The 19,815-nt window shown below is 73.8% G+C and carries 17 protein-coding genes; 6 read left to right on the top strand and 11 right to left on the bottom strand.

Annotated elements, in window-relative coordinates:
• Nucleotides 1-235 precede the first annotated feature (235 nt).
• Both ACIPPS_RS21255 and ACIPPS_RS21250 read left to right on the top strand, forming a co-directional pair.
• Nucleotides 236-1,444, top strand: a complete 1,209-nt coding sequence (locus tag ACIPPS_RS21255; protein WP_401434229.1) for a protein kinase — start codon at nt 236-238, stop codon at nt 1,442-1,444.
• A 72-nt stretch (nt 1,445-1,516) separates the two neighbouring features.
• Nucleotides 1,517-1,750: a hypothetical protein gene (locus tag ACIPPS_RS21250; protein ID WP_401434226.1), complete on the top strand. Its 234-nt coding sequence runs from the start codon at nt 1,517-1,519 to the stop codon at nt 1,748-1,750.
• Between the two features lie 31 nt (nt 1,751-1,781).
• Here ACIPPS_RS21250 and ACIPPS_RS21245 read toward each other — a convergent pair whose 3' ends face one another.
• Entirely contained in the window at nt 1,782-3,590 is a 1,809-nt protein-coding gene (locus ACIPPS_RS21245; RefSeq protein WP_401434224.1) for a tetratricopeptide repeat protein, read from the bottom strand.
• A gap of 137 nt (nt 3,591-3,727) precedes the next feature.
• On the opposite strand from ACIPPS_RS21245, the gene ACIPPS_RS21240 reads away from it, so the two are divergent.
• The 3 genes from ACIPPS_RS21240 (at nt 3,728) to ACIPPS_RS21230 (ending at nt 7,467) form a co-directional block, all read left to right on the top strand.
• Complete coding sequence (locus ACIPPS_RS21240; RefSeq protein WP_401434221.1) at nt 3,728-4,765, top strand: Lrp/AsnC family transcriptional regulator; 1,038 nt, start codon at nt 3,728-3,730, stop codon at nt 4,763-4,765.
• A gap of 124 nt (nt 4,766-4,889) precedes the next feature.
• Entirely contained in the window at nt 4,890-6,704 is a 1,815-nt protein-coding gene (locus ACIPPS_RS21235) for a prolyl oligopeptidase family serine peptidase (protein ID WP_401434219.1), read from the top strand.
• Between the two features lie 22 nt (nt 6,705-6,726).
• Entirely contained in the window at nt 6,727-7,467 is a 741-nt protein-coding gene (locus tag ACIPPS_RS21230) for an SURF1 family protein (protein WP_401434217.1), read from the top strand.
• 266 nt (nt 7,468-7,733) lie between these two features.
• Here ACIPPS_RS21230 and ACIPPS_RS21225 read toward each other — a convergent pair whose 3' ends face one another.
• The 10 genes from ACIPPS_RS21225 to ACIPPS_RS21180 all read right to left on the bottom strand — a co-directional run bounded on the left by ACIPPS_RS21225 (nt 7,734) and on the right by ACIPPS_RS21180 (nt 18,755).
• Complete coding sequence (locus ACIPPS_RS21225) at nt 7,734-8,900, bottom strand: hypothetical protein (protein WP_401434214.1); 1,167 nt, start codon at nt 8,898-8,900, stop codon at nt 7,734-7,736.
• Nucleotides 8,897-9,619 (bottom strand): SigE family RNA polymerase sigma factor, encoded by a 723-nt coding sequence (locus ACIPPS_RS21220; protein WP_401434211.1) that lies wholly within the window; start codon nt 9,617-9,619, stop codon nt 8,897-8,899. The genes ACIPPS_RS21225 and ACIPPS_RS21220 overlap by 4 nt, the downstream gene beginning before the upstream one ends.
• 279 nt (nt 9,620-9,898) lie before the next feature.
• Nucleotides 9,899-10,969, bottom strand: coding sequence for an aspartate-semialdehyde dehydrogenase (locus ACIPPS_RS21215; protein WP_401434208.1), 1,071 nt, complete (start codon nt 10,967-10,969; stop codon nt 9,899-9,901).
• Nucleotides 10,966-12,237: an aspartate kinase gene (locus ACIPPS_RS21210; RefSeq protein ID WP_401434206.1), complete on the bottom strand. Its 1,272-nt coding sequence runs from the start codon at nt 12,235-12,237 to the stop codon at nt 10,966-10,968. The genes ACIPPS_RS21215 and ACIPPS_RS21210 overlap by 4 nt, the downstream gene beginning before the upstream one ends.
• A gap of 215 nt (nt 12,238-12,452) precedes the next feature.
• A complete protein-coding gene (locus tag ACIPPS_RS21205) occupies nt 12,453-14,462 on the bottom strand; it encodes a tetratricopeptide repeat protein (protein WP_401434204.1) in 2,010 nt (669 codons plus the stop codon).
• Nucleotides 14,459-15,001 (bottom strand): hypothetical protein, encoded by a 543-nt coding sequence (locus tag ACIPPS_RS21200; RefSeq protein WP_401434201.1) that lies wholly within the window; start codon nt 14,999-15,001, stop codon nt 14,459-14,461. The genes ACIPPS_RS21205 and ACIPPS_RS21200 overlap by 4 nt, the downstream gene beginning before the upstream one ends.
• 40 nt (nt 15,002-15,041) lie before the next feature.
• A complete protein-coding gene (locus tag ACIPPS_RS21195; RefSeq protein ID WP_401434198.1) occupies nt 15,042-17,018 on the bottom strand; it encodes a tetratricopeptide repeat protein in 1,977 nt (658 codons plus the stop codon).
• 13 nt (nt 17,019-17,031) lie between these two features.
• A complete protein-coding gene (locus tag ACIPPS_RS21190; RefSeq protein ID WP_401434195.1) occupies nt 17,032-17,691 on the bottom strand; it encodes a DUF5063 domain-containing protein in 660 nt (219 codons plus the stop codon).
• A gap of 47 nt (nt 17,692-17,738) precedes the next feature.
• Nucleotides 17,739-18,338, bottom strand: a complete 600-nt coding sequence (gene recR, locus ACIPPS_RS21185; protein ID WP_401434192.1) for a recombination mediator RecR — start codon at nt 18,336-18,338, stop codon at nt 17,739-17,741.
• Nucleotides 18,339-18,419: 81 nt separating this feature from the next.
• Complete coding sequence (locus tag ACIPPS_RS21180) at nt 18,420-18,755, bottom strand: YbaB/EbfC family nucleoid-associated protein (RefSeq protein WP_401434189.1); 336 nt, start codon at nt 18,753-18,755, stop codon at nt 18,420-18,422.
• A gap of 289 nt (nt 18,756-19,044) precedes the next feature.
• On the opposite strand from ACIPPS_RS21180, the gene ACIPPS_RS21175 reads away from it, so the two are divergent.
• Nucleotides 19,045-19,785 (top strand): SLATT domain-containing protein, encoded by a 741-nt coding sequence (locus ACIPPS_RS21175; RefSeq protein WP_401434662.1) that lies wholly within the window; start codon nt 19,045-19,047, stop codon nt 19,783-19,785.
• Nucleotides 19,786-19,815 lie beyond the last annotated feature (30 nt).

The following is a 19,815-nucleotide window of genomic DNA, read 5'->3' as shown; positions in this document are numbered from 1 at the left end:
TGCCGGTGGGGTTTCGTGGGCCGCGACGGTAGTGCCCGCGGGTTCTTTCCGGTGGGCTCGGTGCCGTCTCGGGCCGGGCGGGGTCGGGGAGGGTGGGGCGTGGGGGTTCGCGCCGGGGCGTGTGCGGGGAGTCGATCAAGCGGCTCTACGCTGTTACGGCATCGGTGCCGGACGGCGGAGGACGGCGACGCGTGCTTGCTGTCAGGTTGTCGACCGTCGAAAGGCTGGGTCTCAGGTGCTGGTCGCGGACCGATATCGGCTTCATATGTGTGTCGGCCGTGGGGGCATGGGTGAGGTGTGGCAGGCCACCGACGAGGTGCTCGGGCGGTCCGTGGCCGTGAAGTTGATGCTGGGTCACGACTCCGACCCCTCCGCCGGTGAGCGGTTCCGGCTGGAGGCGCAGACCGCCGCGCGGCTGAGCCATCCCCATGTCGTCGGCGTCTTCGACTTCGGTACGTGGGACGGAAAGCTGTTCCTCGTCATGGAGTTGGTCGAGGGGTCCAGCCTCGCCTCCGAGCCCGGGGCGCCGCCCCTCGTGCTGCCGGCGGAGCGGGTGGCCGTCGTGGCCGCGCACGCCGCCGCCGGGCTCGCCGCCGCGCATCGGGAAGGGGTCGTCCACCGGGACATCAAGCCCGGGAACCTGCTGCTCGACGGGGACGGGACCGTGAAGCTCGCGGACTTCGGGATCGCCCGGTTCGTCGACGACCCGTCCGGCGCGCTCACGACCACCGGCCAGATCGTCGGCACCGGTCTCTACCTCGCCCCCGAGCGGGCCCTCGGCCGCAACGCCTCACCGGCCTCCGACGTGTACTCGCTCGGCTGCGTGCTGTACCAACTCCTCACCGGACGGCCCCCGTTCCAGGCCGACACCGCCACCGGCCTGCTGTACCAGCACATCGACACCCCGCCCGCGCCGCCCCGGCAGCTCGGCGTCGGGCTGCCCGCCGCGTTCGAGTCGTACCTCCTCACCATGCTGGCGAAGGAGCCCGAGCAGAGACCCCCGGCCCAGGCCATCTCGGACTGGTTCACCTCGGGTGCCTGGCGGGAACATCCGCTGCCCCAGCAGGCGCCGCGCCAGTCGTCGCAACGGCACCGCCAGCCCCCGACGCAGTCGCGGCCGCAGCAGCAGCCGCAGGCCGGGCATCGGTCGAGGAACAGTGGGTCGGTACAGGCCGTGCAGCCTCGGTCGCGATCCGCGTCACGGTCCCTCCCGCGCTCCGCCCCGCGGCCGGCGACCCGTGCGGTGCCGGTGCCACAGAACGCCCCGCACTCCGGCTCGCACTCCGGCTCGCACTCCGCCGTCGCCGCGCCCCGCCGCCAGACTCGCCGCGCCGAGAGCGGCCTCGCGGCCCTCTCCCGTCGCCGCCCGCGCAAGACGGCCGCCGTCGCCGGCGGCATAGCCTTCGTCGTCTTCCTCCTGATCGGCATGGCCTGGCTGTCCTGAGCCGACCACGGCGTTGACCCGAACGGGGTCCGCCAGGTGGCCCGGAGCAGCCCTGTCCGGTCCCCTGAAGACATGCACCCCCTTCGGACAGCCGCCGAGGCGGCGGCCACCGTTCCCGCCGACGTCGTCTCCGACTCCGGCCCGTCCGCCCTCGCCCTGGGCCTCGGCGCCGCCGCCGTCGCGGGCGCCATCGGCACCGCGGTCGTCCGCATCCGGATGTCGAAGACGATCGACGATCCCTCCCCCCGGACGCCCGATGCCGGGCCTCCGGCGGACCACCGGACCCGGAACCGGCCGGGTTACTGAGAGCGCCTCACGGGAGGTGCCGTCGTCCGCGTCACGGCGTCTCGTACGCGAGCGCGTCGAGTCCGCGCCGGGCGCCTTCCTCGTACGCCCTCATCAACTCCCGTGCCGGTAAGGCCTCACGGAGGGCGCCGTCGCTGTGGCGGCGCGTCGGGACGCAGAACTGCGCGACGCGGTACGAGTCGTCGAAGGCGGAAGCCCGCAACAGGTCCACGGCACCCAGCAGATGCGCCGCGTTCCTCGGCCGCCCCGATCCGATCCGCAGCCGGGCGACGAGCTCCGCCGCGCAGGCCGCCCCGACGACACAGCCGAGCCGGAGGTGCGTGCGCAGCGCGCGCAGGGCGTGCCGCTCGGCGCGCGCCGGGTCGCCCTCCCAGCAGTGGAGTTCGGCCCGGGCGTAATGCGTCCAGGCCTCGGCCATGACGTCCCGGCCCGTCCAGTTCCAGCCCGACGCCCGGTCCAGGGCCTCCTGGGCGGCCTCGGGGTCCGTACGGACCAGGGCGAGCGCGAGGGCCGCCCACACGGCCTCCCGGCTCGGACCCACCTCCGGGTCGTCGCCGATCGTGTTCAGGGCCTCGCGGAACTCCGCGGCCGCCGCCTCCGTACGCCCTTGGAACAGCGCCGTCGAGCCCCGAAGGTGCGCCAGGAGCGCCAGGCAGCGGTCGTCGCCCTCGCGCACGGCGGCCGCCCAGGCCTGGACGAGCAGCGGGTCGGCGGCCTCCGGGCGGCCCGCCTCCAGCTCCAGGTACGCGGCCAACCAGAGGGCGCGGGCGGGCAGCGGGCCCGGGTGCAGGGCGGTGGCGTGCCGGAGCCGTGTGAGGCCCTCCACGGCCCGCCCGCAGGCCGCCCAGAGGAACCACAGCGAGACGGCGATCTCCACGGCCGAGTCCGCCTCGGCCGACGGTGACAGCGGGGCGGTGGTCGGGTCCATGGCGGCGGTCAGGTCGGGGAGTTCGCGCAGGGCCAGCGCGCGTGCGTCCTCCTGTCGTCCGCCGTGCCACCAGGCGGCGGCCCGCCGGGCGACTTTCACGTACCACCTACGGTGGTGCAGGACGACGGCCCAACGGTCCCCGCGTTCGGTGAGCCGGTGGGCTCCGACGGCCCGCATCGGGCGGGGCATCCAGTAGCCGGGCTCGCCGCCGACGCCGTCGGCGGGCAGCAGGGCGCGCGGGGCGAGCCGCTCGAGGACGGCGAGGATCTCGGAGGCCGGCAGCGCGCCGGAGGCGCAGACCTCCCGTACCGCTTCCCGTCCGAAGGAGCCCTCGAAGACGGAGAGCCGCTCCCAGAGGAGCTGCTCGGCGCGGTCGCAGTCGGCGTATCCGGCCTCCGCCGCGGCCCGTTGCGCGGGGGTGAGCCCGTCGACGGAGGGGGGTTGGTCGGACGGCTCGGGGGGTGAGGGCTCCGGTGGGGTGGTCGTCTCGACGGGCATCGTGATCTCCCCCGGCAGCCCCAGGGCGGCTCGCGCCGTGACCAGGATGGTGGGGGCGCCTTCCGCCCGGAGCAGCCCGGCCACCAGCGCCGTGCCCGGCGCGCCGAGGCGGTCCCAGTCCGTCAGGACGAGACATGACGGGGCGCCGGGAGCGGCGAAGCCGCGGCGGAGACGGGCGGCGAGGGCGGGCAGGAGGTCCGGAGCGAGGCCGTCCGCCGGCTCCCACATCACCTCCGCGCCCGCGCCCGGAGCGAGTTCGCGCGCGAGGTCCCGTGCGAGCGCCTGCGCGAGGAGTGTTCTGCCATCGCCCGGCGGGCCGGTCAGGGTGACGAGCGCGCCGCCCTCGCGCAGCCGCGCGCGTATCGCCTCGCCGAACTCCCGCTCCCCGCCTGCCAGGTGCTCCGCCTCGCCCATCGCTACGGTCCCTGTCCTCAGTGTCTCTTCATGGCGTTTCAGAGCTATTGCGGCTTGAATGCCTCTTGCCTCGGGGCCATCCTGGGGCGCCGCGGCGCAGGCACCGGCGGTTTGCCGGAGAACGGCCAGGGAGGGAAATGCGTACCGGGGAATCCGTCCTGGGGGAGGCGGATCTTGCGCTCATCCACGCACTGCAGCTGGCGCCTCGTGCCACCTGGACGGACCTGGCGGCGGTCATCGGCACCAGCCCTGACACGCTCGCGCGGCGCTGGGAGCAGCTGACCGCGGGCGGTTTCGCCTGGGCGGGCATCCTGGCGCGGTACCACGCCTCCGCCGTCGCGCTCTACGCCTGGGTGGAGGTGGACTGCGCGGCCGGCCGCTCCGAGGAGACCGCGACCGAGCTCGCGGGCGACCCGTACACGCACAGCGTCCACCAGGTCACCGGGGAGGCCGATCTGGTCCTGCTGGTCACCTGTCCCGATCTGGTGGCGCTGGACGACTACCTGACGCGGCGCGTGCAGAGGCTGCCCGGCGTGACCCGGTCCCGGACGCAGGTGGTCACGCGGATGCACCCGCTCCGCAACAGCTGGCAGCTCGACCAGCTGACGCCCCAGCAGGCGCAGCGGCTCTCGGAACTCGCAGGACCGGCGGGGCCCGGGCGCAAGCCCCACCGGTTCACCGACACGGACCTCAGGATCCTCCCCGCGCTGGCCGGGGACGCCCGGATCAGCGCCGCCGAGCTCGCCCGGCAGGTCGGTACGAGCGAGTCGACGGTACGGAGGCGGTTGGAGGCCCTGGCGGCGGGCGGGGCGCTCTTCCACCACTGCAAGCCGGCTCCCCGCTTCTCGGGGCGACCGGTGTTCGCGCTGGTCAAGGCGGACGTGCCGCCCCTGGAGGTGGCGTCGGCGTCGGCCGCGGTGGGGCGGCTGCGGCAGACCCGGGTGGTCACCTCGGTGACCGGTCCGCACAACCTGACCGCCGCGATGTGGCTGCGCTCGGTCGACGAGCTGAACGACGTGACGGCGGCGGTCGCCCGCGCCGTCCCGGGCCTGCGCATCACGGGCACCGCCCTCTCCCTGCGCGTCCGGAAGCTGGGCGCCCAGGTCCTGGGCCCGGACGGGCGCCGCGTCCACCACGTCCGCCCGGACATCTGGTGCCGGCCGGGGGAGGGGTAGCGGCAGGGAGGGGGACGGGCTGGGCGGCGGGCGTCGTGACCCGGCCGTGCCGCCGTGCGGGAGTTATCCACAGGCTGCGGACGCGGCCGACGGAATGTCCGCCGTTCGGAGCATGATGGGGGGCATGACCGAGAGCAACGAGATCACCGACATCCCCGCCTGGGAACAGCGGTTCCGGGCCCCCCGCGTGTCCCTGCCCGAGTGGGCCGAGGAGGCGCCCGACCGTTCGCTGTTCGTGTCCAACGCGACGGGGACGTACGAGCTGTACGCCTGGGACCGGGCGACCGGTGTCCAGCGGCAGGTCACGGACCGGCCGAACGGGACGACGGACGGCACGCTGTCGCCGGACGGCCGGTGGATCTGGTGGTTCTCGGACAAGGACGGGGACGAGTTCGGGGTCTGGATGCGCCAGCCCTTCGAGGGCGGCCCGGACGAGCCCGCGGTGCCCGGGCTCGCGCCCTCCTATCCGGCGGGGCTCGCGATCGGCCGGACCGGCACCGTGGTCGTCGGCCGCTCGACGGACGAGGAGGGTTCGACGATCCATCTCGTACGGGGCGGGGCGGCGCCCGTCGAGATCTACCGGCACCCGGAGTCGGCCGGGGTGGGTGACCTCTCGCACGACGGTTCGCTGATCGTGATCGAGCACACCGAGCACGGCGACGCGATGCACGAGGCGCTGCGGGTGCTGCGCACCGAGGACTCCTCGGTGGCGGCCGAGCTGGACGACTCCAAGGGCGGCACGAAGGAGCTGGGGCTCTCCGTGCTGGGCTTCGCGCCGGTGGACGGAGACACCCGGCTGCTCATCGGGCACCAGCGGCGGGGCCGCTGGGAGCCGCTGCTGTGGGACGTGGCGACGGGCCGGGAGACCGACCTCCGCCTCGACCTGCCGGGCGACGTCTCGGCGGAGTGGTACGCGGACGGCTCGGGCCTGCTGATCGTCCACAGCTTCGAGGCGCGCAGCGAGCTGTGGCGGTACGACATCGCGACGGGCGCCCTGGCGCGGGTGGAGACGCCGGCCGGTTCGGTGTCGGACGCCACGGCCCGCCCCGACGGCAGCGTGGAGTACCTGTGGTCCTCGGCAGCGGAGCCGGCGCGGGTGCGTTCGACGGACGGCGGGGTCGTCCTCGACCCGCCGGGGCCGCGGGCGCCCGGTTCGGTGCCGGTGGAGGACGTGTGGGTGGAGGGCCCGGGCGGCCGGATCCACGCGCTCGTGCAGCGGCCCGCCGGGGGCGAGGGGCCGTTCCCGACGGTCTTCGAGGTGCACGGCGGCCCCACCTGGCACGACAGCGACGCCTTCGCCTCGGGCCCGGCGGCCTGGCTCGACCACGGGTACGCGGTGGTCCGGGTCAACTACCGGGGCTCGACCGGGTACGGCCGGGAGTGGACGGACGCCCTCAAGCACCGCGTCGGCCTGATCGAGCTGGAGGACATCGGGGCGGTCCGCGCGTGGGCGGTGGACTCGGGACTCGCCGACCCGGCGAAGCTGGTCCTGTCGGGCGGCTCCTGGGGCGGGTATCTGACGCTGCTCGGGCTCGGCACGCAGCCGGACGCCTGGTCGCTCGGGCTCGCCGCCGTCCCGGTCGCCGACTACGTGACGGCGTACGCGGACGAGATGGAGGCCCTGAAGGCGCTGGACCGGACGCTCTTCGGCGGCTCGCCGGAGGAGGTGCCGGACCGGTTCGCGGCCTCGTCCCCGCTGACGTACGTGGACAAGGTCACGGCCCCCGTGTACATCTCGGCGGGCGTCAACGACCCGCGCTGCCCGATCCGCCAGATCGACAACTACGTGGACCGGCTGGCCGCCCGGGCCGCCGTCCACGAGGTGTACCGGTACGACGCGGGGCACGGCTCCCTGGTGGTGGAGGAGCGGATCAAGCAGGTCCGCCAGGAGCTCGCCTTCGCCGCGCGTCACCTGGGGACCCGGCCGGTAGGGGGGTGAGGCGGCTGCGTACCGTGGAGGGGTGTACCGGTTCCTGAGAACGCCCCGCTGGTGGGGGATCAACGTCTTCGTCCTGTTGGCGATCCCGTTCTGCCTGTTCATGGGGGTGTGGCAGATGGGGAAGTTCGAGGACCGCGTCGACTCCCACCGGGAGGCGGAGCGGGCCCCGGACCCGGGCACGCTGAAGACCGAGCCGCTGGACGCGCTGCTGCCGGTGGACACCGAGACCTCGGGGCGGCACGCGGAGGTGAGCGGACGGTACGAGGAGCAGTTCCTGGTGCCGGACCGTGAGCTGGACGGCCGCGCCGGCGCGTACGTCCTGACGCTGCTGAAGACGGATGACGGCAAGTCCCTGCCGGTGGTACGGGGCTGGCTGCCGGCCGGCGCGAAGGCGCCGGCCCCGCCGACGGGCGAGGTCACCGTGGTCGGCGCGCTCCAGGCGTCGGAGACCGCGGGGACGAAGGGGGTCCGCGCGGCGGGCGGTCTCCCGGAGGGCCAGCTCGCGATGATCAGCGCGGGGTCCCTGGTGAACGTGGTCCCCGACGAGGTCTACGACGCGTGGGTCACGCTCACGGACTCGCCCGCCGGGCTGACCCCCGTCCCGGCGGCGGCCGCGGCGGGCACGTCGCTGGACCTGAAGGCGTTCCAGAACCTCGGCTACACGGCGGAGTGGTTCGTCTTCGCGGGCTTCGTCGTCTTCATGTGGTTCCGCCTGCTGCGCCGCGAGGCGGAGGCCCACCGCGACGAGGCCCTGGGGCTCTGACGCCCTCCGCGCACGGCCCAGGGGCGGTGCCCCGGGGCCCCATGCGCGGGAGCGCCGAGGCCCCTTGGGCCCGGCCCGGGAATGCTGAGCCCCCGAAGCCCCCTGCGCGGGAGCGCCGGGCCCCCTAGGACCTGGCCCGGGAACGCCGAGCCCTCTGGGGGCCTGGCCCGGGACCGGAGCACCCGAAGCCCCCTGCGCGGGAGCGCCGAGCCCCCTGGGGCCTGGCCCCGGAGCGCATCGCCCCCTGGGGCCCTTCCCCCGTCGCCCTAGGACGCGTCCAGTACGCCCGTGCGGTAGATCGTGCCCGCGCACGCGTTGGGGATCGTGGTGACCGCCTGGGGGCCGCCGGGTTCGGCGGTGTGGTTGATCGCGACGCTGCCGTCGGCCGGTGTCCCGTCCATGACGAGCTGCGGGGCCGTGCCCTCCACCGACTCGCTCTCCGAACCGGTGGAGCCCGTGGCGCCCGTCGACGTGTCCTCGCCGCCCTTCGACGGGGTCGGGGTCGGCTCCGGGGTCGGGGTGGGCTCCGGGTCCGGGTCCGGGTCGGGGCCGGGGTCCGGGGAGGTGCCCGTGGTCGGGCAGGTCGACGTGGGGACCCAGGCGAACTTCACCTCGTAGGCGTTGTCCGGCTTGAGGACCAGTGCGGGCGACTGCTGCGAGGGGTCGGGCAGGCCGCTCGCCGCGTCGCCTGCGGTGTGCGTGACGACCGTGATCCTGGACGGGTCGGCCGCACCGAGCGCCTGGAAGCCGACACTGCCCTCGCCGACCACGCACTCCTTGCCGGAGACGTTGGAGATGCGGAACGTGCCGTAGACCTTCCCCTCGGAGTCGGGTCCGCCCGCCTCCGCAGAGCCGACGGCCAGCTGCCCCGCCTCGCAGGCCGGAAGGGAGCCTTCCGGCGACTGCGCGCCGCCGCCCGTGGTCCCGTTCGCGGTGTCCTCGGCGTGGCCTCCACCGCCGACGGCGGCGCCCTGGCTCGGGGCCGCGGTGCCGCTCGGCCTGTCGGCGCCCTGCCCGCCGCCCTCGACGCCGGTCTCCGAGCCGGTGCCGCCCTGTGCCTCCTCGCCGTGGCCGGCGTTGATGGCCTGGTCGGCGGTGATGCCGCCGGAGTTGGCGACGTGCACGAAGGCGGGTACGGCCGTGCCGAGCAGCACGGCGGCCGCGGCGAAGCCGACGACGGCCTGGCGCTTGCGGGTGCGCCGCGCGGGTACGGCCCGGCGCAGGTGGTCGAGGGCGCCGTCGGTGGGCCGGAGGTCGCCCACGGCGCCGTGGAGCAGTCGCCTCAGGGCGAGTTCGTCGCCGTCGAAAAGTCCGTCGTGGCCGTCGGCCCGCTCGTTGTCCGGCCCGTCGTTCACAATCTCGTGTCCCATGTCGTCGCGTTCACCGTCGGGCAGTCCGCTCGTACCACCGGAACTCATGCCGCCGGAGCTCATGCCGTCGCCTCCATCGCGACGCGCAGCGCCGCGATGCCACGCGAGCCGTACGCCTTCACCGACCCCAGGGATATCCCGAGGGTCTCGGCCACCTGGGCCTCCGTCATGTCCGCGAAGTATCGCAGGACCAGCACCTCGCGCTGCCGCCGCTGGAGCCCGCGCATCGCCTTGATGAGCGCGTCCCGCTCCAGCTGGTCGTACGCGCCCTCCTCCGCGCTCGCCATGTCCGGCATCGGCTTGGACAGCAGCTTGAGCCCGAGGATGCGGCGGCGCAGCGCCGAGCGCGAGAGGTTGACGACGGTCTGGCGCAGATAGGCCAGGGTCTTCTCCGGGTCACGGACCCGTTTGCGCGCGGAGTGGACGCGGATGAACGCCTCCTGGACCACGTCCTCGCAGGAGGCCGTGTCGTCGAGGAGCAGCGCGGCGAGACCGAGCAGCGAGCGGTAGTGCGCTCGGTAGGTCTCGGTCAGGTGGTCGACGGAGGTGCCCGCGGACACGACGCCGTCAGCGCTCTCGCGCGGCGAGGGAATGCCGGACACACCGGCCGTCCTGGTGCCCGCGGGCATGGGGGCGATCACCGGCATGCCGCCGGCCGGACGCGGGCGCCTGAGCGGACGCACCACGGGGATGCCGCCGCCCGCGGCGTAGCCGCTGCGTGCGGGAGCCGTGAGCGTGCCGCGGAGCGGGACGACCGCTGCGATGTCGAGTACCTCTGCCACGCCTGTTGGACACGCTTCCCCCCGCCAGGGTTGTACGAGTACGCCACCGTTCTTGACGGTGCACCTATTGCCCTCATGCGTACCCGCTCTTCCCCAATGCCCCGTATTCACAGCACCCATCGCGACGCACCACCTCGGCGCGCAATGAGACGCCCCTTACCCAACTACCGGTTGCGGCAAGGGTGAAGAGCATCGTCGGACATGGCGTCACCCCAGTTCAAGGGGGGCTTGCCGCCGACTTGCTCACAGGTCGTTCACAGATCCTACAAAGTCGAACGATCAGTCGTCGCCGATTTCCGGACGCTCCGGACGAATGATCGACTCCGCGATCTGTACGGCGTTCAGCGCCGCGCCCTTGCGGAGGTTGTCGCCGCAGACGAAGAACTCGAGCGTCCGCTCGTCGTCCATCGACCGCCGGACCCGCCCCACCCAGACCGGGTCCGTACCCACGACGTCGGCGGGCGTGGGGAAGTCGCCCGAGGCCGGGTCGTCGAAGAGCACCACACCGGGCGAGGTCGCCAGGATCTCGTGCGCCCGCGCGACGCTCACCGGCCGCTCGAACCGCGCGTGCACGGAGACCGAGTGCGCGGTCACCACCGGGACGCGGACGCAGGTCGCGGCGACGGGCAGCCCGGGAAGGTCGAGGATCTTGCGGGTCTCCTCGCGCAGCCCCAGCTCCTCCGAGGACCAGCCGTCCGCCGTCAGCGCGCCGGACCAGGGCACCACGTTCAGCGCGACCGGCCCCGCGAACGGCCCGGTGTCGTCGCCGACGGCCCGCCGCACGTCACCGGGGTGCGTGCCGAGCTCGGTCCCGGCCACCAGCGAGAGCTGCGCGCGCAGCGCCGCGACGCCCGCCTGCCCGCTCCCGCTCGCGGCCTGCTGCGCGGTCACGACCAGTTCGACGAGCCCGAACTCGGCGTGCAGCGCGCCCACGGCGACGATCAGCGCCAGCGTGGAGCAGCCGGGGCTCGCGACGATGCCCCGGGGCCGTACCCGTACGGCGTGCGGATTGATCTCGGGGACGACCAGCGGCACGTCCGGGTCGGCCCGGAACGCCGCCGAGGTGTCCACGGCCACCGCGCCCTTGGCGGCGGCGATCGGCGCCCAGCGCGCCGCGATGTCCTCCGGCACGAGGAAGAGCGCCAGGTCGACGCCCTCCAGTGCCTCCTCGCTCAGCGCGAGGACCTCGGTCTCCTCCCCGCGCACGGCCAGCTTGGAGCCGGCCGAACGGGGGGAGGCGACGAGTCTGATCTCGCCCCAGACGTCCGCGTGCTGCGTGAGCATCTGGAGCATGACCGCACCGACGGCTCCGGTCGCACCGACGACCGCGAGCGTCGGCTTACGGGTCATCGCCCGGTGCCTCCGTAGACGACGGCCTCGTCGGAGTCGCTGTCCAGGCCGAAGGCGCTGTGCACGGCGCGGACGGCCTCGTTGACGTCGTCGGCGCGGGTGACGACGGAGATCCGGATCTCGGAGGTCGAGATCAGCTCGATGTTCACCCCGGCGTCGGAGAGCGCCCGGAAGAAGTCGGCCGTGACGCCCGGGTTGGTCTTCATGCCGGCGCCGACCAGGGAGATCTTGCCGATCTGGTCGTCGTAGCGCAGCGAGTCGAAGCCGATCAGGTCCCTCGTCCGCTCCAGGGCGTCGATGGCCTTGCGGCCCTCGGCCTTGGGGAGGGTGAAGGAGATGTCCGTCAGACCGGTCGACGCGGCCGACACGTTCTGGACGATCATGTCGATGTTGATCTCGGCGTCGGCGACGGCGCGGAAGATCGCCGCGGCCTCGCCCGGCTTGTCCGGCACGCCGACGACGGTGATCTTCGCCTCGGAGGTGTCGTGGGCGACGCCCGAGATGATGGCCTGCTCCACCTTGCGGTCCCCTTGCGGCTCGTTGCTGACCCAGGTGCCCTGCAGCCCCGAGAAGGACGACCGGACGTGGATCGGGATGTTGTAACGACGTGCGTACTCGACGCAGCGGTGCAGCAGCACCTTGGAGCCGGACGCGGCGAGCTCCAGCATGTCCTCGAAGGAGATCCAGTCGATCTTCTTCGCCTTCTTCACCACGCGCGGGTCGGCCGTGAAGACGCCGTCGACGTCGGTGTAGATCTCACAGACCTCGGCGTCGAGTGCGGCGGCCAGCGCGACGGCGGTCGTGTCCGAGCCGCCGCGGCCGAGCGTGGTGATGTCCTTCTTGTCCTGGGACACACCCTGGAAGCCCGCGACGATGGCGATGTTGCCCTCGTCGAGGGCGGTACGGATCCGGCCCGGCGTGACATCGATGATGCGCGCTTTGTTGTGGACCGAGTCGGTGATGACACCGGCCTGGCTGCCGGTGAACGACTGGGCCTCGTGGCCCAGGTTCTTGATCGCCATGGCCAGCAGGGCCATGGAGATCCGCTCTCCGGCGGTCAGCAGCATGTCGAACTCACGCCCGGCAGGCATCGGGGATACCTGCTCGGCGAGATCGATCAACTCGTCCGTCGTGTCGCCCATCGCGGAGACCACGACGACCACCTGGTGGCCGTTCTTCTTGGCTTCCACGATTCGCTTGGCGACGCGCTTGATGCCTTCGGCATCGGCAACGGAGGAGCCTCCGTACTTCTGCACGACAAGGCCCACGTGCGCTCCTCGGTCAGTATCTGCCGCAGTCATTACTGCGGTCGGCTCAGTTTAACGAGCGGCCCGGAATCGCCGACCGTATCTCGCATCCTGAGATGTCCCGCTCAGGACGTGATCACGACCGTCGAATCCGGGCCGCCCGTGGAGGACCGCATGCCCGGGAGGAGCGGGGGTACGCGGATCTGTGGGCGGGCTCACATGGTCGGCCACCGGGCTCACATGGTCGGCCACCAGCGTGGACCGTGCGGCCGACGCCCGCCCGGAGGGTCGACGTGCATCAGGTGCGTGGTGAAGTGATGGTCCTCCCCCAGCGCCCGTACGGCGTCGTCGACCACCGCGTCGTACTCCGCCACGGCCCGCTCGACCTCCCCCACCGCCTCGTACAGCCGGACCAGGTTCAGCCGCGACGTCAGCGTCTCGGGGTGGTCCGGGCCGAGCAGGCTCCGCCGCTCCGCGAGGGTCCGCTCGTGCAGGACGATCGCGTCCTCCAGGCGCCCGGCGTCCTGGTAGGCGACTCCGAGGTGACTGCGCACCAGCAGGGTGTCCCGGTGGGCGGGCCCCCGCAGCCGTTCGAGCCCTGCGAGCGCCCCTTCGAGCAGGACGACGGCGCCCTCCTTGTCTCCCAGATGGCGCAGGGTGATGGCCAGGTTGCCGCGGGCCACGTGCGTCTCCGCCCGGCCCTCGCCGGCCACCCGCTCCAGGTCGGCCACGACCCGCGCCTGGAGCTCGGCCGCCGGCTCCAGGTCCCCGGCGATGCCCCAGCACTCGGCGAGGCCCGCCCGGCTGGCGGCGGTCTCCGGGTGGTCCGCGCCGAGCACCCGCTCCCGGCAGGCGACCGCCCGCTCGAACCAGCGCTCCGCCTCCCACGTGTCCTGGTCCGACACCAGGAACCGGGCCCCCCGGTGCACCAGCGCGGCCGTGCCCGCGGTCTCGGCCGCCGGGTCGACGTGCCCCACGTACGTCTCGACGTGCGGGAACAGCGCGCGCCACGCGCCCCACTCCGCCCGGCCGTCGGCGCCCTGCGGCAGGGCCGAGGTCAGCACCTCCTCCGCGACGAGACGGGCCGCCTCGATGTCCTCCGCCCGCCGGTGCGGATCGTTCGCGTCCGCCGTGCGGGCGACGGCCTGGACCAGCCGGTGCACGGAGACGGCGCCGTCCTCGTGCGTCGTCACCATGCTGTGCGCGTCGAGCCGGCCGACCGCCCGGCGCACGAGCGGGGCGGGGCCGAGCCGGTCGAGCAGGTGCCGGGGGATCCGGTCGGGCCCCCACCAGGCCAGGACGCGCAGGATGGTGCCGGTGAGCGGATCGGCGGCCACGAGCCGGTCCAGGGTGAGCCGCCAGGTCCAGGCGACGGCCTGCCGCCCGTCGCCGGGCGACTCGTACAACGCGCCCGGGTACTGCCGTAGCTGATCCAGGTACTCGCCGGGCGTCGTCCGCGTCTCGGCGCAGTACGCGGCGGCCTGGGCGACGGCGAGCGGCAGGTGGCCCAGGGCCGCGCAGAGCTTCCTCGCGTGACGGTCGTACCCGTCCCCGAGGCCGGTGACGACCTGCGCGTACATCGCGTACGCGTCGTCCGTGTCCGGCACCGTCAGGGCCAGGACCTCGGCGAGGCCGTCCCACCCGCCCGCCTGCCGGGTCGTGATCAGGATCCGGCCGCGCCGCCCGGCGACCCGCGCGAGCAGGGGCTCGACGTCGGCGGCCTCGGTGACGTTGTCGAGCACCAGCAGCCACCCGTCGTGCGTGGCCAGCCACTGCAACGCCCGCTCACGCAGGGCCTCCTGCGGGAGTACGTCGATCAGCGCGGGCTGCATGGCCCCGGCGAGGCCGGCGAGCCCGGTGTCGAGGTCGGCACGGCTCTCGGCGGTGATCCACCAGGTGGGCCGGTGGCCCTCGGCCCGCAGGGTCGCCCAGCGGGCCGCGAGCGTCGACTTGCCGATGCCGCCGAGGCCGCGGACGACGGCGAGCCCCTGGCCCTGGTCTCCCAGGTGCGCGTCCAGCCAGGTGAGTTCCCGCTCCCGCCCGACGAACCGCACGGCCTTGCGCGGGACCTTGGACAGCCCGTCCGGGCAGACGGCGGGCGCGAGGGCCTCGGGCGGGAGGAGGACGGCGCGTTCGACCTGGGTGACGTAGTCCCCGGTGACGACCCGCCCGATGTTCCCGCCGGAGGCGACGGCCCGGTCCCCGGCGGCCTCGACGCCGCGCTCGCCGCGCTCGCGTCCCGTCACGCGTCGCCCGTCGACACGCTCCCGATGTCACCACCGGCGGCGACGGACCGGTCACCGGAGGCGGTCACGGAGCCGGGGGTGGGGGTGGAGCTGGGGGCAGAGGTGGGCGCGGGGGTCGGTGCGGGGGCGGGTGTGGAGGTGGGCGCGGGCGTCGGTGCCGGTGCGGGGGTCGGTGCCGGTGCGGGGGTCGGTGCCGGTGCGGGGGTCGGTGCCGGCGCGGGCGTCGGTGCCGGTGCGGGGGTCGGTGCCGGTGCGGGGGACGTACCGCTGCCCGTCGTCGCCGACCCGATGTTGCCGCCCGCCGCGACGGAGCCCGCGCCGGACGCGGTCACGCCCGGCGTCGCCGTGCCGCGGGGCCCGAACTGGCCCCAGAGGGAGAGCCCGAAACCGGCGGCGGTCAGGACGGCCCCGACGACGCTCGCGATCTGGTCCGCCTTGCCGAGGTCGGCTACGGCGACGGCGATCAGCGCACCGACGCCGACGACCGCGAGTCCGACGCCGGTCCACAGAACTGCCTTCGCCCGCCCCTGTGTTGCCATGCGTCCATGATGGCAGCGCGGGGGTGGTGCCGTGCGGGGGTCAGGACATCACCTTCCGTACGAGTCGCGTGAGCTCGGACTCCCCGACCGTCCGCAGACAGTCCTCCAGCAGCTTGGCCCCGAGAAGACGACCGCGAGCCTCGTGGCCTCCCCTGTTGAGCACCTGAATGGTGAGAAGGCGCGAGAGGAGGATGTTCGAGTCGCCTGTGCCCAGGCGGCGTCGGGCCTCCTCGGTCACCTCCTCCGCGAGGGCGAGGGCGCGCTCCGTCTCTCCGGCGGTCGAGAGCGCCAGGACGAGGGTGCGCTTGATCGAGGCCCGCAGGTCGGGGTCCTCCGGCGAAGCCCGCTCGGCCTCGTCCGCGAGCTCCTCGAGAGCCGTCACCTCCATGGCGGCACCGAAGCGGGCTTCGAGCTGCTCGAACCGCGCCCGGATCGTCCGGGGGTGCGTGGGCCCCAGCAGGCTCTGCCACTGCGCGACGTTCTCGGTGAGGAGGTCCGCCGCTCGCTGATGATCAGACTTCCGCAGGACTCGGGCGAGCCCCCTACGGGCTTCCAGGGTTTCCGGATCGTCGGGCCCGAGATCCCGCAGCCGGGCCGCCAGGACATCCGTCAGGAGCTCGGCGGCCCGCTCGGTGTCGCCCGCCCACCCCATGGCCAGGGCGCATCGCTGTACGGCGCTCACCGTGGACGGATGGTCCGGGCCGTGCGATCGACGCAGGGAGTCCACCGCCCGCTCGAAGAGCGGCAGCGCCCGGCGCACGGCCGTGTCCCTGCCGAAGAGCACCCCGGCCAGCTGGAACAGTTCGGCCTCGGCCTCGGTGTCCGCCTCCGGATCGGTGTGTCCGGCCAGCGCCTCGGCGTGGACGGCCGCCTGCCAGCCGGCGGCCCGGGCGCCCCTGTGCAACAGCTGCATGGCAGGGCCACGCGCCCTCGCCCCCGCCGCGTCCGCCCGCACCACCGCCTGCACCAGCCGGTGGACGCTCAGCTCCCCGTCCCGCAGCGTGATCATGCTGTGCGCCGACAGCCGCCGGACCGCCTCCGTCACTTCCAGGGGCGTCCCCAACGGCTGCAGGAACTGGCGCGGAATCCCCTCCGGCGCCCACCACGCGATGACCCGGAGAACCACGACCGCCAACGGCGTGTCCGTCAGGCGGTTCAGTGTCACCTGCCACACCCGCGCCATCGTCCGCGCCGCCTCGCCGCCCTCCGCCGTCGCCGCGAACATCTCGGCGGGGTACGCGGCCAGCAGCTCCAGGTACGTGCGCGGTGTGATGCCCGCCTCCGCGCAGTACGCGGCCGCCTGCTTCAGGGCCAGGGGCAGGTGGCCCAACTCCTCGCAGAGCGAGCCCAGTCCGTCGTCGGCCTCGCACACGCCCGTGAAGAGTTCCGCCGCCTCCGCCGGGCCCAGGACGTCCAGCGCCACCGTGCGGGCGATGTCCTGCCAGCCGGTCGCCCGGCGCGAGGTGACCAGGATTCGGCCGCCCTCGCCCGCCCGGGCGAGGAGGGGGCGCAGGTCCGCCGGGTCGGAGACGTTGTCCAGGACGAGGAGCCAGCCCTCGTGGGTCGCCAGCCACTGCAACGCCCGCTCGCGCAGGGCGTTCTCCGGCAGGACACCCACCACCGACGGCTGCATCGCCCGCGCCAACTCCGCCAGACCCGCGTCCAGTTCGGCCGGCGTCTCGGCCGTGATCCACCAGACCACCGGGTGGTCGCCCACCCGGTCCGCCGCCCACCGCGCCGCCAGCGTCGACTTGCCGATGCCGCCCAGGCCGCAGATGACCTGGACGCCCGCCCCCTCGTCGAGCAGGGCGAGTTCGCGGGCGCGACCCACGAAGAGCTTCGTGCGCTCCGGGAGATGGACCAGGCCCGCCGGGGCGACGTCAAGCGCCTCCGGCGGCAGCAGCGTCGCCCGTTCGACCTGCGTGACGTGGTCGCCCGTGTTGACCTGCCCGATCGCCCCGCCCGCCGCGACCGCCCGTTCGCCGGACGCCTCCGTCCGGGCCGCTCCCCCGCCCATCAGCCCCTCGGCGTTACTTCTGCAGTCCCAGCCCCAGCGGACCCGCGATCTCCTCCGCCATGACCCGGCCCGCCTCCTCCGCCAGGTCGTCCTCCGTCAGGTCCTCGTCCGTGTCCAGGCCGTCGAGGGCGGCCAGCGGCTGGTCGAGCCGGACGTGGGCGACCAGCGACTGGAGGGCGCGGAGGGTCGCCGAGGCCGTCGGGCCCCAGTTGGAGAAGTACGAGAACTGCCACCACCACAGCGCCTCGCTGGTGCGCCCCGCCCGGTAGTGGGCCAGGCCGTGGCGGAGGTCGGTGACGATGTCGGCCAGGTTGTCGGAGATCCGGGCCGGCACGGGCGCCTTGCGGGGCTCGTACGGGTCGAAGACCTCGGAGAAGACGTCCACGGGGTCGAGCATCGCCGCGAAGCGCTCGCGCAGGTCGTCCACGTCCGGCTCCGGGCCCGTGTCCGTCTCGTAGCGCTCGTCCGGGACGATGTCCTCGTGCGCGCCGAGCCGCCCGCCCGCGAGCAGCAGCTGGGAGATCTCCAGGAGCAGGAAGGGCACCGCGCTGTCGGGCTCGTCGCCCTTGGCGACTTCCGTCGTCGCCACGATGAACGACTCGATCGAGTCGGCGATCTGGACCGCGAAGTCGTCCGGGTCCTGCGTGATCGCGTGCAGTGTGGCATCAGACATCGCGGGTGCCTCCTTCGAGCGCGGGCGCGGGCGCGCAGGCCCTGTCGTCATACATCTAGCAGCCGCCGCCCCTCGAAGGCACGCCCCAGGGTGACTTCGTCGGCGTACTCCAGGTCACCGCCGACCGGCAGGCCGCTCGCCAGACGCGTGACCCTGAGGCCCATGGGCTTGATCATCCGCGCCAGGTAGGTCGCGGTGGCCTCGCCCTCCAGGTTCGGGTCGGTCGCGAGGATCAGCTCGGTGATCGTCCCGTCCGCGAGCCGTGCGAGCAGCTCACGGATGCGCAGGTCGTCCGGCCCGACGCCCTCGATCGGGCTGATCGCGCCGCCGAGCACGTGGTAGCGGCCGCGGAACTCGCGGGTCCGCTCGATCGCCACGACGTCCTTCGGCTCCTCGACCACGCAGATGACCGACTGGTCCCGGCGCGGGTCGCGGCAGATGGCGCACTGCTCCTGCTGGGCCACGTTGCCGCAGACCTCGCAGAACCTGACCTTCTCCTTGACCTCCAGGAGCGCGTGCGCCAGCCGGCGGACGTCGGTCGGCTCGGCCTGGAGGATGTGGAAGGCGATCCGCTGGGCGCTCTTGGGGCCGACGCCGGGCAGCCTGCCCAGTTCGTCGATGAGGTCCTGAACCACGCCTTCGTACAACGCCAGCGCCCTTCTCAGAAGTGCTTGTTTCTTACGGTAGTGGCTGCCGGGGCGCCTTAGTAGCCCAGGCCGGGAAGCGGCTCAGAAGCCCAGGCCCGGCATTCCGCCCAGGCCCTGCGCCAGCGGGCCCAGCTTCTCCTGCTGGAGCTGCTGCGCGTTGTCGTTGGCGGCCTTGACCGCGGCGACGACCAGGTCGGCCAGCGTCTCGGTGTCCTCCGGGTCGACCGCCTTGGGGTCGATGACCAGGCCGCGCAGCTCGCCCGAGCCGGTTACCGTCGCGGTCACCAGGCCGCCGCCGGCCTGTCCCTCGACCTCGGTCGCGGCGAGCTCCTCCTGGGCGCGCGCGAGATCCTGCTGCATCTGCTGGGCCTGCTGGAGGAGCTGCTGCATGTTGGGCTGGCCACCACCGGGAATCACGGTCACTCCTGGCTTTTCGCCGGTATCCGGGGGACACCGGGACGACTGATGTTCGGTATGCCGAGCCTACGTGGTCCATGCCCGCCCTGCCGCCACAACTCTTTCGGGTGAGAAACTGCGGGCTCCTCTAGCTGATCAAGACCCCCTTGCGGGCGGAAATCCCGGGATTCCGGGCCCGCAGCCCACCATTCGGCGGTAGGAAGGGCAGGCACCACGTGCACCGCACGCCACAGAGCGTCACGAGCGCTGAGCTGAACAGAGGAGTGCCCCGGTGAGCCAGCAGCCGGAGATGCAGCCGCCGCAGCCGCCCCCCGGGGAGCCTGGGCGACCGGCGCAGCCCGGGGGGTCCGCCGCGCGCCGCGATCTGACCGGGACGCCGTTCCCGCTCGGCGACTGGGGCGAGCCCGCGGAGCGGCTGGACGAGCTGTACCGGTGGGTGGAGTCCCAGGCCCTGCGCACCGCCGAGTGGTACCTGTCGGACCGCGTCTGGAAGCGCCGCTCCGCCCGGGCCCTGCGGGTCGGTACGGCCCTGGGCGTCATCGCGGGCGCCGCGCTGCCGCTGCTCGACCTGACCGACGTGGCGCCGGACGGGGCAGCGGGCTGGGGGTACCTGTCCCTGCTGCTCGGCGCCGCGTGCATGGCGTGCGACCGGTACTTCGGGCTCACGTCCGGCTGGATAAGGGACGTCGCGACCGCCCAGGCCGTGCAGCGCCGACTCCAGGCCCTGCAGTTCGACTGGGCGTCGGAGAGCGTGCGGGAGGTCCTCGGGCCCACCGAGGGGACGGCGAGCGAGGCGGCGGAGCGGTGCCTGGGGGTGCTGCGCCGGTTCTCGGAGGACGTGACGGAGCTCGTACGGGCGGAGACGGCGGACTGGATGATCGAGTTCCGCTCCGGCCCCGCGCCGCTCGCCCTCCAGGCCGTCGGCGCGGGCCCGTCCCGTCCCGAGGGCGGCCACCCCTCCACCCGCTTCCCGCTCCCACCGGGCACCCGTCCCAACATGCCGAGGCAGCGCCCGCCCGAGCCGCGCTGACCGAACGTCCTCGCGTGCGTACGCGAAAGG

The organism is Streptomyces sp. NPDC090127 (genome assembly GCF_044746945.1).
In the GTDB taxonomy this organism is placed as follows: Bacteria; Actinomycetota; Actinomycetes; order Streptomycetales; family Streptomycetaceae; genus Streptomyces.
This window is presented reverse-complemented; position numbering and strand designations above follow the sequence as displayed.